Raw genomic sequence first — 12,477 nt, forward strand, 5'->3', positions numbered from 1 at the left:
ACCTGCCGCATGGGTCAATGCCAGGGCGCTCTCTGCCAAGGCCCGGTAGCTGTCGGCATCGAGCGAACGATTGCGAAGCTGTACCAGCCGGATGCCGCGGGCGAGTGCTTGCGCGAGTTGTGACGCGAACCCGGCAATCTGTGAGCGCGTCGCGATATCGGGCGTCACCAGGAGTTGGCGCGGCAGAGGCGTTTGAGCGGGAGGCGTGGCACGGTCCGCTTTGTCGTGCGCGGCCGGGCGGTCGGGCATCGACAGGCGGTAGGCGGAATCTGCGGGGTCGGCGGACATGCGCGCAGTGTAACCGGAATGCCAGCGCGCACGTCTCGAGGAAAGTACGGAGAGCGCTCGCGCGAAACATCGGCGGGGGAGAGGCATCACATCCAGACGTGCCGGGAATCGCCACGCGATCCCGATAGACTGGACCGATGCCCGCCGAAGTCGGGATTCGTCGGCCTGCGCCGGCATTTTCATTTCAGTCCAGCGTGCCCCCACAGTACGACGGGGGCACCATCACCAACGGAGTCGGATCATGGCAAAGAAGAACAATGTGGCTAGTGTGAACATCGGCATCAGCGAGAAGGATCGCAAGCGTATCGTCGAAGGATTGAGCCATCTGCTGGCCGACACCTACACCCTTTACCTGAAGACGCACAACTTCCATTGGAATGTGACCGGTCCGATGTTCAACACGCTGCATCTGATGTTCGAAGGGCAGTACAACGAACTCGCCCTGGCCGTCGACCTGATTGCCGAGCGTATTCGCGCGTTGGGTTACCCGGCGCCGGGGACCTACAAAGAGTTTGCGAAGCTGTCGTCGATTCCCGAAGCCGACGGCGTGCCGGCTGCCGAAGAGATGATTCGCCAATTGGTCGAAGGGCAGGAAGCGGTGACCCGCACCGCGCGCGGCATTTTCCCGACGGTCGACGCCGCCTCCGACGAGCCGACCGCCGACCTGCTCACGCAACGCATGCAACTGCACGAAAAGAACGCATGGATGCTGCGCAGCCTGCTGGCCTGACAGCCTGACGCCAGGCCCGGCTATCGTACGGAAGATGTCATAGAGAAAGGGTGCGCTGCGCAGTGCAGTCCAGTACACTGGCCGGATGCCCTTCGATTGGCTTGCCCGCACCCTTCTCGTCAGCCTGTTCCTGCCGCCGGTCAATGTACTGCTGCTAGCGGGTTTCGCCGTCGCCATCGGGCGGCGCTGTCCGCGTGTCGGCAAAACGCTGGCGATCGTCGCGATACTTGCGCTATGGGTGCAGGCGATGCCTTGGTTCGGCCGGCAGTTGGCTCGACCGCTGGAAACCCGCTCCCCGATCGATCTCAAGTCGCTCGACGCCGCGCGTGGGGCGACCGCCGCAACGGCGACGCTGCCGCAGGCAGTCGTGATTCTCGGTGGCGGTGCGACCCGGCACGCGCCCGAATTCGGGCGTGACAGCGGCGCCGATGTGAATGACGCAACGTTGGCCCGCGTGCGGTATGGCGCGCTGCTCGCGCGTCGCACGCAATTGCCGGTGCTTGTCTCGGGCGGCAGTCCGACTGGCGACGTGGTCGAGGCGCGCATGATGGCCCAAGTCGCGACCGAAGAATTCGGCGTCCCGGTGCGCTGGATCGAAGGACAATCGTTGAATACGGCGCAAAACGCCACCTTCAGCGCGCGTATGCTGGCGAACGTCGGCGTGTCGCGCGTCTATCTGGTCACGAGCGCCTGGCATATGCGCCGGGCTCGCGACCAGTTCGAACGTGCTGGACTGACGGTGGTACCCGCACCGTGCTGTAATGCAAACGCGTTCGAAGCGGATGTTATTCCCGGCTGGTGGCCCACCGTCGGTGGCTTGCGCACCACGCATCAGGCGCTGCGCGAATGGATGGCCCTGGCCGTGGGGCATTGAGCTTTTCATGCCCTTTTCGATGCCACGAAGTACCGGCGTCTCAAAGGGACGACGAACGAATCGGGGTCACGCATGGATGCGGGCTCCTTGAATTGCCAACCTCAAACGAGAGAGACGTATGAAGACGAAAGCTGTCCTGAGCGTTGAAGACGTGCAGAAGATCAACGCCGCCGCCGTGGCCGAAGCCACCGCGAACGGTTGGAACGTGTGCATCACGATCGTCGACGACGGCGGTCACGCGCTGTCGCTATATCGTATGGACGGTGCGGCGCCCAGCACGGCCATGATGTCGCTGGGCAAGGCGCAGACCTCCGCGGTCGGCCGTCGTGAAAGCGGCGCGTTCGAGGAGATGATCAATGGCGGCCGCTTTGCGTTCCTGAGCGCGCCGAACACCGCGATGCTCGAAGGCGGCGTGCCCATCGTGATCGACGGCAACGTGATTGGCGCGGTCGGTGTGTCCGGTGTGAAGTCGACGCAGGATGCCCAGATCGCGCGGGCTGGGATCGCGGCGGTCAAGCGCGCCTGAGCGCCTAAGTGCCTCGGGGCACTCGCCCGCCTCCGTAGGTCCGTAGGGACAAAAAGCATCGTCGATGAGTTCGGCGATGCTTTTTTTTCGACGGCACGAAAGAAAAACCCGTCCTCGCGGACGGGTCAAAGGCTTGTCAGGCCGGATGGCCACCCCCTGAGGCTTGGCAGGCTGGGCCACGAGGAGAACATCAATGAAACTCGCGTGGACGGACAAAAAAAGCGGCTTGGCTGGCGTGCAACGCAGGTAGAGAGGGGCTTGCCGTAACTACATGGGATTGCGTTGCATTCGCTGGCTACTGCCAAACACCTCTTAGGCGAGGTGGTCCCCACAAAACTCGGTAACGGGGCGGCACGGTCGTGGTCGTGCCGCCGCCAAAATTCGTGACGGATTGCGCGTCTTATTTCGTCAGGATCAACTTGCCGTACCGCGTGGCGCGCAACTGATACGTCTGTCCGTTGTGCAGGATGTTCACGCATTGCGTGCCTTGCAGCAGGTGTTCGCTCGTGAGCGCGCGCCCCGTGGTGTGGCTGGCCGATTTATCCGTTTGCGCACGTGACGCCGACAGCGTGCGGCGCGGTGCCATGGCGGGCGGGGTCTGGCGGGCAGGGGTGTGGCTTGCGGTCATCTCGCTCATCCGTGTGGCTGACTATGAGACAGATATTAAATGAGAATCATTACTATTTACATTGAAATATGGCTATTGCTGTGAATTCCGAATAGTGAGTGGCTAATCGCGGATTCGCCGGACGGTGGCACGCCACGCCCGGCGAATCGCTTGCCGATGACCGCTTAGCCCAGGGCGCCTTGTTCGGCGAGCGCCCGGATCTGCCCGACGGTGTCGATATCGGCCTCACGATAGGCGGACTTCACGAACTCGCTATAGCGCGTGTCTGCCGTGGCGGCGTCTTCCTGCAGTGTGGTGCTGTAGGTGAAGCGCACGAAGTAATGCGTCGGCGTCGGCTCTTCGATACGCATGGTGAGGGTGCCACCCGCGTGCTGATCCGTCGCCGCCGTCTCGTAGCGCACCCACTGCTGGGCCTCGAAGACGACTCGGTCGTGCACTACCGCTTCACCGAAGCGCAGCTCGCGGGTCAGCGAGTCGTCGGTGCGTTCGTGCACGATGCACTTGTCGAGTCCGAGCACGAAAGTCTCCGGTTGCTCGGCGCGCAGCACGAGACCGCGCCACAGTTGATCGCGCGTCAACGCGAAGGCCAGCGGGTTCAGGAGGTCGTTGACCTCGATCAGGTGTTCGTACTGCAAGAAAGTCTCCCCATCCATCGGTGCGGGCCGACATGCGGTGACAGCATGCCGGCGTCGCGCCGAATATTACTCGACCAACAGACTGTCGATGGCAATGGTGCCCGATAACACCTTGTGAATTGGGCACGCATTCGCGATTTCCAAGAGGCGCTGACGTTGCTCCTCCGACAAATCTCCGGCCAGTTCGATTTTGCGCGTGATTTGCGTGGTCCCGACGGGCGGTTTGCCGTCCGGATTCATCGCGAGCGTCACGGTCACTTCCTTGAGCGGCCATTCCTTGCGTCGCGCATACATCTGCAACGTGATCGATGTGCAGGCGCCGAGACTGGAAAGCAGCAACGCCGCAGGGGCGGGACCGAGGTCGCCGCCGCCGAGCGCCGCGGGCTCGTCGGCCAGCCATTCATGCTTGCCGTCCGAGAGAGGCGTGGTAAAACCTGCAGCGCCCAGATGGGCGGTGACTATCGCTTCTGCAGCCATGGCAGCTCCTGTGGGGGCCAAATCAACGTTAGGGTGAACGTCACGGAACGTATCGGGAGAGGATGAGAACGGCCCGGCGAAGATGTCGAGCCACAATGCACTCTGCGTGCCATTGTGACCCAAATTCACCGGGCCTGTACGAACGGCAGGGATCTCCCCGACGACGACGCCTCAGTCGGTGGTGCTCGAGGCCGGAATCCGTCCCATGCGGCCGGCCTGGAAGTCGAGAATCGCCTGACGAATCTCGCCCTCCGTGTTCATCACGAATGGGCCGTAGCGGGCCACCGGCTCACCCAGCGGCTTGCCGCCGATCAGCAGGAACGACATCGGTCTGTCGCTAACGTTGCGCACGGCAATGCGCTCGCCGGCGTCACCGAATACGACCATCTGATGCGTCTTGGCCACAGTGGCGTCGTCGCCGAATTGCCCTTCGCCGTCGATCACATAGGCGAACACGTTGAAGTCCGTGGGCACGGAATGATCGAGCACTCCCTGCGATTGCAGCGTGAAGTGCTGGTACAGGATCGGCGTCCGCGTTTCGATGGCGGCGCGCGTGCCAAGCGCCTCGCCCGCAATCACGCGCACCGACACTTTGCCGTCTTCGCTTGTCGCGCTCGGGATGCCGGCCGCCGGCAGTTCCTGGTAGCGCGGCGTCATCATCTTGTCCGTGCGCGGCAGGTTCACCCAGAGCTGGAAGCCGTGCATCTCGCCGCCGCGCTGCTGAAAGGCCTGCGAGGGCATTTCGGAGTGGATGACGCCCGCACCAGCCGTCATCCACTGCACGTCGCCTGGCGTGAGCTTGCCCGCGTGGCCTTGTGAGTCGCGATGCTCCATTTCGCCGGCGAGCAAGTACGTCACGGTCTCGAAGCCGCGGTGCGGGTGATCGGGGGCGCCCTTGGCGTCCCCGGGGGCGACTTGCATTGGCCCCATTTCGTCGAGCAGGAGGAACGGATCGAAGTCCGTCATCATACGTGTCGGGAACGGGCGATTGACGTGAAAACCGGCGCCTTCCTGCGTTTGCGCTGCCGTGAAGACGCGGGCGATCGGGCGGGCGGACGGGGTGCTCATGGGGAAACCTCCTGTGGGGGGCGCATGCCGAGATGGCATTGTGCGTCCAATGTCGTGCCCAAACTATATCGGGGCGCATGGCCCCGGGAGTAGCCCGTAACGCAGGAAGGATTGTTACCCGATTGGAACAATGCCGGCCAAATGTGGCCGCACGACGTCGTTTGCGAACTCGATGGGCGAAAAAAAACGCGGTGACGAGCACCGCGCTTGCGCGATTCGTGAACGCGTCAAACCTATTTCGTGTCGGGGGCGGTCACGAAGCCGAGTTTGGTGATGCCGGCCGTCTGCGCTTGCGCCAGCACTTTGGCGACGCTCTCGTAGCGCACGTTCTTGTCGGCGAACAGGTGCAGTTCCGGCTGCGGCTGCGCTTCGGCGGCCTGCGCCAGACGCGCCTTGAGTGCGGTCTCGTCGACGACCTGCTTGTCCCAGAAGACGGTGCCGTCGGCCTGGATCGACAGATCGATCTTGGCCGGCTTGGTGTCTTCCGGCTGGCTACTTGCCTGCGGCAGGTCGAGCTTGACCGATTGATTGAGCACCGGCAGCGTCACGATGAAGATGATCAGCAGTACCAGCATGACGTCGACGAGCGGCGTCATGTTGATCTCGCTCATCATGGCGTCGTCGGCACCGTCGTCGCTGCTGTATGAACCCATAGCCATGGCGAACTCCTTGTCTGGCGCGGCGGCTTAGCTGGCGCTGGCCGGGGTGGACTTGCGCACCGGCGAGACGTTGGTCGCGAACTGCGTCGGGTGCAGGCTGGCGCCGGTCAGGAAGTAGGCGTGCAGGCTGTGGGCAAAACGGTTGAGCTTCGACACGATGCCCTTGTTGGCGCGCGTCAGGGCGTTGAAGCCGAGCACGGCCGGAATGGCGACGAACAGACCGAAGGCGGTCATGATGAGCGCCTCGCCCACCGGGCCGGCCACTTTGTCGATCGTCGTCTGACCCGATGCGCCGATCGCCAGCAGGGCGTGATAGATGCCCCACACCGTGCCGAACAGACCGACGAACGGTGCGGTCGAGCCGATCGACGCCAGCATGGCCAGGCCGCTTTGCAGGCGCGACACCGTGTCGTCCACCGAGTTCTTCAGGGCGCGCGTGATCCAGTCGCTTACATCCATCTTGTCGTGCAGGTGCGGCTGGCTCTGGCGGTGATGCTCGGCGGCGTCCTGGCCGGCGAGGGCCAGTGCGAGGAACGGGTTGTTCTGCCCGGATTCCCCCAGCTTCTGCAGACCGGCGGAGAAATTCTCCGAGTGCCAGAAATCCGGCTCGGCGGTGCGCGTCAGGCGGCTCAGGCGGAAGACCTGGGTGCCCTTGATGAGGATGACCGTCCACGACAGCACCGACATCACCAACAACACGATCGCGATGGCTCGGGTAACGAAATCGCCCTGCGCCCAGACGTGGCTCAAACCATACTCTTGCATTTTGCTTTCCTCGGGAGATCCCGTTCGTGAAGGGTTGCGTTAATTGTCGATGTTGAATCTGAAAGGCTTCGTCGCCGTGGTTTCTACCGCGCGTCCGTCTTTCATAGGCGCAGCGCAGCGCATCTTGTAGGCCGATTCGATGGCGGCTTTATCGAGTCTCGGATAACCACTCGACTTGACGATGTTTGCCTCCGCCACTCGGCCTTGCACATTGATGACCATCCTTACCGTCGCGACGCCCTCCTCACCGAGTCGGCGTGACTGCGTCGGATAGATCAGCGGCGGATCCGGGCATTCGAGTTTCAGCCCTTCGACGCGGCCCGGCGGCGCGACGGCCTGTGCCGGTGCTGGCGGTGCCGCTGGCGCGACAGGTGCCGTGTCTTTCACCGGCTCGGCACTTGGCTGCGGCGGCGCTACCGGCTCGGCCTTTTGTGCGATGGCATTGGGCGCCGATACGCGAGGCTTGGGCGGCGGCGGAGCGACCTTTGGCTTCGGAGGTTCGGGCGCGGGCTTGGGGGGGGATGCCTGCGGCGGCGCGGGTCTCGGTTGGGGCGGAACGATGGTGGCGGTGAAGACCGTCGGCACAATCGTGGCCGGCGCCGGGGCATTTCGCAGGTGCGACAGGCCCACCAGCGCGGCAATGTGGGCGACGACGATCACTGCCGCAATTGCGACGGCGCGCGGCGACATCAGCGGATCGCGGCTCGGCATGAGCGTGAGGCCAGAAGGGGGCACGGTCGACATGGTAACGGCTAGGGTACGCTAAATTGCGGCGACGAACGGCGAGCGCTGCGCGGTGCGCGATGACTCGACGTTCGGGATAGGCCGGGACGTACGATGAAAGGAAAACCGCGCCAAGCGGCGCGGTCGGCGAACACAGTGACGGCATGAATCGAGCGCCGTGCGCGAACTCACTTTCGAAACAGGAAAAACGACAAACATAGCGTCGACACAAAGCCAATCAGGAGTTCCATTTGACACCTCCGGTGGGTGAGAAGTCGCTGGCTGGCGCTGGGCGGCACATGCGAATCGTCGCATAGGCCGCAGTTGGCTGGCGCTGTTGCCGATGCGACACTTGGCCGCAGAGGCGATTCGGAAACATGCCAGGCAGAACACTCGGCAGAATTGCTGCCGATGCCGCAGGGCAATCGGGGGAGGGCGTGACGGTGCGAGCCGTCTCAGGCGGCCAGCGCCAGCTCCCGCACGACCACGACTTCCGAGGAGGGCGTCGCATGGGCTGACTGGCAGCCACCATCGCACGAGCGGCCGCAGCACGGCGACGCACCGGACACCATTTCCTGAACATAAGGGCCGCACTTGCCGCAGCACAGCGCAACGCCGAGGTCGATCTGAAGATCTTCCATCGAGGTGGCACCGGCATCGATGCAGGCCTTGATCTGGCGTTCGGAGACGGATTTGCAGACGCAGACGATCATGATGAAAACGTCAAAATGTAACACTAATGAGAATAATTATTATTCAAGTGATGATGTTTTGCAAGTGCCGTCGACCTATTCCATGGTGCGAGCAGGGGTTTGCGGTCGCGGGTTCAGGCGGAGATGATGGGAAGGTTTGGGAGCGGATCGAGACTGGCCGGGCCATCCGACGTGATCTCGGCAATGTCGGCGATCTCGATCGTCTGAACGCGTGGCGCGTTGGGCAGTAGCCGATCGGCCATCGTCTGCAGCGCGCTCGCGTTCGCGGTGGCGAACAATTTGAGGTCGCCACAGGTGTCGGGCAGACGAGGGGCGATCAGGGCATCGGATTCAAGACGCCGCTCAAGCTGCCGGGCGATGGCCGCACCGGTGTCGATAAGGGAGAGCGTCGTGCCGAAGCGTCGCTGGATGGCCGGTATCAGGAAGGGATAGTGGGTGCAGCCGAGCACGAGCGTGTCGGCGCCTTGCGACACCATCGGTTCCACGTATCGTTCGAGCAGTGCCATGACGTCGGGTGAGTCGACATCGCCGGCTTCGATGCGCTCGACGAGCCCGTGACCCGGCTGGCAAAGGAAGCGTTGGCCTTGTGCGGTGTGGCGCGCGAGCAGATCGGCGAACCGGGTGCTGCGCAGCGTGGCCGCCGTAGCCAGAACCCCGATTACACCGCGCTTCGACACTGCCGCTGCGGGTTTGATGCCGGGCTCGACGCCGACGACCGGCCACGAGGCATCGGCGCGAAGCGCTGCCACGCCGTGCGCCGTCGCGGTGTTGCAGGCGACGACGAGTGCCTTGGCACCGCGCTCGCGCAGCCACCGGCCGATCGCCAGTGTGCGTTGTTCGATGAACGCGTCGCGGCGCTCGCCGTACGGAGCGAAGCGGGAGTCGGCCACATAGAGCAGGGACTCTTGCGGGAGGAGGGCGCGTACGGCCTGAAGCACCGACAGGCCGCCGAGACCGGAATCGAAAACGCCAATCGGCGCGTTGGAGGGCATGGCAAACGAAAAAGGGCCGGCAAATGGCCGACCCTGGAATTCTAGCGCAAAGCCCGCGAACCGATATCGGTGCGGCGATGCGTGGTGCGTCCGCGTGCTGCGGCGTGCGACCTTATTCGTCGAACGACGCCATGCCGGACTGCTGATAGTTCTGCAGACCGACCTTGTCGATCAGTTCGATTTGCGTTTCCAACCAATCGATGTGCTCTTCGGTGTCGTGCAGGATCTCGTTGAAGATTTCGCGCGAGACGAAGTCCTTCACGCTTTCGCAATGGGCGATCCCTTCCTTGCAAGTCTTTTGCGAGAGGTATTCGAGCTTCAGATCGCACTTCAGGATTTCTTCCGTGTTCTCGCCGATGAGCAGCTTGTGCAGATCTTGCAGGTTGGGCAGGCCGTCGAGCATGAAGATGCGTTCGATCAGCTTGTCGGCGTGCTTCATCTCGCCGATGGACTCGTCGTACTCGTGCTTGCCGAGCTTTGCGAGGCCCCAGTGGTTGTACATCCGGGCGTGCAGAAAGTACTGGTTGATCGCCGTCAACTCGTTCGTGAGCTGCGCGTTGAGGAGTTCGAGAACTTTCTTGTCGCCTTTCATTTGGAATCCCTGCCTTGTTCGGTTTGCGAGCGGTTGAAGCGTAGCCTGAAAAGGCTGGGAAGCCAAGCCTTGCCGGGCCTTTCGTGAACCAAGGTGCAAATGGAAATGCGATCCATTCGTGCTCCTTCATGTGAGATCGGCATGGCGCGGATCGGCGCCGAGCGGACAAAAAAAGCCCGGCGAAGGCCGGGCTCGGTCCAGCAGGCGCTGACCCGGCTGTCTGCGGCCGGGGGCAACCGGGTGTCGCGTTGTGGCGCGCTACTTCGCGCTACGTCGCTTTACGGCGCATTACTCGGCAGCGACCGGGATCTTGCCGATCTTGGCTTGCCATTCCTTCGGACCGGTCTGGTGCACCGAGACGCCGGTCGAATCGACGGCCACCGTCACGGGCATGTCCTTGACGTCGAACTCGTAGATCGCTTCCATGCCGAGGTCTTCAAAGGCGAGCACGCGCGCCGCACGAATGGCCTTGGACACGAGATAAGCGGCACCGCCAACGGCCATCAGGTACGCAGCCTTGTGCTTCTTGATCGCCTCGATGGCGGCCGGGCCGCGCTCCGATTTGCCGATCATGACGGCGAGCCCCGTCTTCGACAGCATCATGTCGGTGAACTTGTCCATGCGGGTGGACGTGGTCGGGCCCGCCGGGCCGACGACTTCGTCGCGCACCGGATCGACCGGGCCGACGTAGTAAATCGCGCGGCCGTTGAAGTCCACCGGCAGCGGCTCGCCGCGGCCGATCATGTCGGCGATGCGCTTGTGTGCCGCGTCGCGACCGGTGAGCATCTTGCCCGAGAGCAGCAGGGTCTGGCCCGGCGTCCAGCTGGCGACTTCTTCCGGCGTGAGCGTGTCCAGGTCGACGCGCTTGCTCGTCTCGGTATTCGGTGCCCAGTGTACGTTCGGCCATGCGTCGAGCGACGGTGCGGCGAGGAACGACGGGCCCGAGCCGTCCAGCGTGAAGTGCGCATGACGCGTGGCCGCGCAGTTCGGGATCATGGCGACCGGCTTGGACGCCGCGTGCGTCGGGTAGTCGAGGATCTTCACGTCGAGCACGGTCGCCAGGCCGCCCAGGCCTTGCGCGCCGATGCCGAGGGCGTTGACCTTCTCGAACAGCTCGATACGCAGCTCTTCGTTCCAGTTCTGCGGACCGCGCTTGATGACGTCATGGATGTCAATCGGGTCCATGAGCGATTCCTTGGCGAGCACCATGGCTTTTTCGGCCGTGCCGCCGATCCCGATGCCGAGCATGCCCGGCGGGCACCAGCCGGCGCCCATCGTCGGCACCGTCTTGACGACCCAGTCGACGATCGAATCGGACGGGTTGAGCATCACGAACTTCGACTTGTTCTCCGAGCCGCCGCCCTTGGCTGCGACCGTGATGTCGACCTTGTCGCCTTCCACGATTTCGTAGTGGATGACGGCGGGCGTGTTGTCCTTCGTGTTCTTGCGGCCGGCTTCGGGCGGCGCCACGATCGAGGCACGCAGCACGTTGTCCGGGTGCATGTACGCCAGACGCACGCCTTCGTTGATCATGTCGGTGAGATTGCGCTTGGCGTCCCAGCGCACATTCATGCCGACCTTCACGAACACGGTCACGATGCCGGTGTCCTGGCACAGCGGGCGGCGGCCTTCGGCGCACATGCGGCTGTTGGTCAGGATCTGCGCGATGGCGTCGCGCGCGGCGGGGCTTTGCTCGGCCTCGTACGCCCGGCCCAGTGCCTGGATGTAATCGGCCGGATGGTAGTAGCTGATGTACTGCAGGGCACCGGCGACGCTCTGAATGACGTCGTCTTCTTTAATGACGGTAGACATGAAACGGCTCTCGACTTAGTGGGGACGGATGGGGGTAATGACTTGCGGGGTCGCGTACGCCGGGGCGTGGCTCTCGTTCGTCAACTTGTTGACGACGGCCATAACGACGGCGGAAAGCAGGAAGACACAATGAATGATCACCTGCCACATGATCGTGTGGGGCGTTTGCTGGGCGGCATCGATAAAGGTCTTGAGCAGGTGGATCGACGAAATACTGATGAGCGCCATCGACAGCTTCACCTTGAGCACGCCGGCGTTCACATGATCGAGCCACTCCGGCTCGTCAGGATGGCCTTCGACACCGAGGCGCGAGACGAACGTCTCGTAGCCGCCGATGATGACCATGATGAGCAGGTTCGAGATCATCACCACGTCGATCAGGCCGAGCACGACGAGCATGATCTGCGTTTCGTCGAACGTCGTGGCGTGCGAGATCAGGTGCCAGAGTTCGGCCAGGAACTTGTAGACGTAGACGCCTTGCGCGGCAATCAGCCCCAGATACAGCGGCAGTTGGAGCCAACGGCTGAAGAAGATGATGCGGGGCAGGGGGCGCATCGGCGCGTCGGACGGGCGGCCGGGAGTCGACATGGCGGTTTTGACGAAGTGGTGACAGTGGTCGGCGCTTGCCGCGGCAGACCGGAATTATTGGATACGCTAATCAAATAGAAGGACATCGGGCGATACGGCGACTGGCTTGCCCGTGACGGATATCGCGTCGCGACATTCGGCTTGGCGGGCATTTTACAACGTCTGGCCGCAGGCGCTGTGTCCGATTCAATCTCGGGCGGGCAATAGCGTCTTGCGTGAACCGGCGCGCGGCAACGCGGCGAGCACGATCCCGGCGACGGTCAGGGCCAGCGCGGCGCCTTGGGCGGGGGCCAGCCGCTCGCCGAGGAAGATCACGCCGTACGCGGTCGCCGCCACGGGCACCATGGCGGTGAAAACCCCCGCGAGTTGAGCGCTGACGTGCCGAATGCCGCGCATCCACAGGAAAA

General features: G+C 63.4%; 16 protein-coding genes and 1 pseudogene. 3 read left to right on the forward strand and 14 right to left on the reverse strand.

Annotated features, from left to right (window positions below):
- Nucleotides 1–288 (reverse strand): annotated as a pseudogene (locus A985_RS28515) (thiamine phosphate synthase); the annotation flags it as partial.
- A gap of 241 nt (nucleotides 289–529) precedes the next feature.
- Between A985_RS28515 and A985_RS0109155 the strand changes: the two are divergent.
- From A985_RS0109155 to A985_RS0109165, 3 genes are all read left to right on the forward strand, one after another.
- Nucleotides 530–1,018, forward strand: coding sequence for a Dps family protein (locus A985_RS0109155; protein ID WP_017233106.1), 489 nt, complete (start codon nucleotides 530–532; stop codon nucleotides 1,016–1,018).
- Between the two features lie 85 nt (nucleotides 1,019–1,103).
- On the forward strand, nucleotides 1,104–1,892 hold the full coding sequence (locus A985_RS0109160; protein WP_017233107.1) for a YdcF family protein: 789 nt from the start codon (nucleotides 1,104–1,106) through the stop codon (nucleotides 1,890–1,892).
- A 118-nt stretch (nucleotides 1,893–2,010) separates the two neighbouring features.
- Nucleotides 2,011–2,418, forward strand: a complete 408-nt coding sequence (locus A985_RS0109165; protein ID WP_017233108.1) for a heme-binding protein — start codon at nucleotides 2,011–2,013, stop codon at nucleotides 2,416–2,418.
- A 400-nt stretch (nucleotides 2,419–2,818) separates the two neighbouring features.
- Here A985_RS0109165 and hemP read toward each other — a convergent pair whose 3' ends face one another.
- The 13 genes from hemP to A985_RS24815 form a co-directional block, all read right to left on the reverse strand.
- The gene (gene hemP, locus A985_RS0109170; protein WP_026131789.1) at nucleotides 2,819–3,055 is read right to left on the reverse strand and encodes a hemin uptake protein HemP; all 237 of its coding nucleotides are present in this window, start codon (nucleotides 3,053–3,055) and stop codon (nucleotides 2,819–2,821) included.
- A 155-nt stretch (nucleotides 3,056–3,210) separates the two neighbouring features.
- On the reverse strand, nucleotides 3,211–3,681 hold the full coding sequence (locus A985_RS0109175) for an SRPBCC family protein (protein WP_017233110.1): 471 nt from the start codon (nucleotides 3,679–3,681) through the stop codon (nucleotides 3,211–3,213).
- Nucleotides 3,682–3,747: 66 nt separating this feature from the next.
- Nucleotides 3,748–4,158 carry an OsmC family protein gene (locus A985_RS0109180; protein WP_017233111.1) on the reverse strand — a complete coding sequence of 137 codons (411 nt, stop codon included), beginning with the start codon at nucleotides 4,156–4,158 and terminating at the stop codon, nucleotides 3,748–3,750.
- 171 nt (nucleotides 4,159–4,329) lie between these two features.
- On the reverse strand, nucleotides 4,330–5,226 hold the full coding sequence (locus A985_RS0109185) for a pirin family protein (protein WP_017233112.1): 897 nt from the start codon (nucleotides 5,224–5,226) through the stop codon (nucleotides 4,330–4,332).
- Between the two features lie 233 nt (nucleotides 5,227–5,459).
- Entirely contained in the window at nucleotides 5,460–5,885 is a 426-nt protein-coding gene (locus tag A985_RS0109190; RefSeq protein ID WP_026131790.1) for a biopolymer transporter ExbD, read from the reverse strand.
- 27 nt (nucleotides 5,886–5,912) lie between these two features.
- Entirely contained in the window at nucleotides 5,913–6,650 is a 738-nt protein-coding gene (locus A985_RS0109195; RefSeq protein WP_017233114.1) for a MotA/TolQ/ExbB proton channel family protein, read from the reverse strand.
- Between the two features lie 39 nt (nucleotides 6,651–6,689).
- Nucleotides 6,690–7,394: an energy transducer TonB gene (locus A985_RS29700; protein WP_017233115.1), complete on the reverse strand. Its 705-nt coding sequence runs from the start codon at nucleotides 7,392–7,394 to the stop codon at nucleotides 6,690–6,692.
- 434 nt (nucleotides 7,395–7,828) lie between these two features.
- Nucleotides 7,829–8,086: a bacterioferritin-associated ferredoxin gene (locus A985_RS0109205; protein ID WP_017233116.1), complete on the reverse strand. Its 258-nt coding sequence runs from the start codon at nucleotides 8,084–8,086 to the stop codon at nucleotides 7,829–7,831.
- Nucleotides 8,087–8,199: 113 nt separating this feature from the next.
- A complete protein-coding gene (murI, locus tag A985_RS0109210; protein ID WP_017233117.1) occupies nucleotides 8,200–9,078 on the reverse strand; it encodes a glutamate racemase in 879 nt (292 codons plus the stop codon).
- Nucleotides 9,079–9,190: 112 nt separating this feature from the next.
- Nucleotides 9,191–9,670, reverse strand: coding sequence for a bacterioferritin (gene bfr, locus A985_RS0109215; RefSeq protein WP_017233118.1), 480 nt, complete (start codon nucleotides 9,668–9,670; stop codon nucleotides 9,191–9,193).
- Between the two features lie 288 nt (nucleotides 9,671–9,958).
- A complete protein-coding gene (locus tag A985_RS0109220; protein WP_017233119.1) occupies nucleotides 9,959–11,482 on the reverse strand; it encodes a fumarate hydratase in 1,524 nt (507 codons plus the stop codon).
- A gap of 15 nt (nucleotides 11,483–11,497) precedes the next feature.
- Nucleotides 11,498–12,070, reverse strand: coding sequence for a TIGR00645 family protein (locus tag A985_RS0109225; RefSeq protein WP_017233120.1), 573 nt, complete (start codon nucleotides 12,068–12,070; stop codon nucleotides 11,498–11,500).
- A 186-nt stretch (nucleotides 12,071–12,256) separates the two neighbouring features.
- A partial coding sequence (locus A985_RS24815) for an EamA family transporter (protein ID WP_039830114.1) occupies nucleotides 12,257–12,477 on the reverse strand: 221 nt, incomplete at its 5' end.

Source organism: Pandoraea sp. B-6, assembly GCF_000282835.1.
GTDB lineage: Bacteria > Pseudomonadota > Gammaproteobacteria > Burkholderiales > Burkholderiaceae > Pandoraea > Pandoraea cepalis.

Excerpts from the sequence above, each read along its gene's own strand:
- A985_RS0109155 (WP_017233106.1), top strand. The coding sequence starts at position 530 with ATGGCAAAGAAGAACAATGTGGCTAGTGTGAACATCGGCATCAGCGAG.
- A985_RS0109160 (WP_017233107.1), top strand. The coding sequence starts at position 1,104 with ATGCCCTTCGATTGGCTTGCCCGCACCCTTCTCGTCAGCCTGTTCCTG.
- A985_RS0109165 (WP_017233108.1), top strand. The coding sequence starts at position 2,011 with ATGAAGACGAAAGCTGTCCTGAGCGTTGAAGACGTGCAGAAGATCAAC.
- hemP (WP_026131789.1), bottom strand. The coding sequence starts at position 3,055 with ATGAGCGAGATGACCGCAAGCCACACCCCTGCCCGCCAGACCCCGCCC.
- A985_RS0109180 (WP_017233111.1), bottom strand. The coding sequence starts at position 4,158 with ATGGCTGCAGAAGCGATAGTCACCGCCCATCTGGGCGCTGCAGGTTTT.
- A985_RS0109185 (WP_017233112.1), bottom strand. The coding sequence starts at position 5,226 with ATGAGCACCCCGTCCGCCCGCCCGATCGCCCGCGTCTTCACGGCAGCG.
- A985_RS0109190 (WP_026131790.1), bottom strand. The coding sequence starts at position 5,885 with ATGGCTATGGGTTCATACAGCAGCGACGACGGTGCCGACGACGCCATG.
- A985_RS0109195 (WP_017233114.1), bottom strand. The coding sequence starts at position 6,650 with ATGCAAGAGTATGGTTTGAGCCACGTCTGGGCGCAGGGCGATTTCGTT.
- A985_RS29700 (WP_017233115.1), bottom strand. The coding sequence starts at position 7,394 with ATGTCGACCGTGCCCCCTTCTGGCCTCACGCTCATGCCGAGCCGCGAT.
- A985_RS0109205 (WP_017233116.1), bottom strand. The coding sequence starts at position 8,086 with ATGATCGTCTGCGTCTGCAAATCCGTCTCCGAACGCCAGATCAAGGCC.
- murI (WP_017233117.1), bottom strand. The coding sequence starts at position 9,078 with ATGCCCTCCAACGCGCCGATTGGCGTTTTCGATTCCGGTCTCGGCGGC.
- bfr (WP_017233118.1), bottom strand. The coding sequence starts at position 9,670 with ATGAAAGGCGACAAGAAAGTTCTCGAACTCCTCAACGCGCAGCTCACG.
- A985_RS0109220 (WP_017233119.1), bottom strand. The coding sequence starts at position 11,482 with ATGTCTACCGTCATTAAAGAAGACGACGTCATTCAGAGCGTCGCCGGT.
- A985_RS0109225 (WP_017233120.1), bottom strand. The coding sequence starts at position 12,070 with ATGTCGACTCCCGGCCGCCCGTCCGACGCGCCGATGCGCCCCCTGCCC.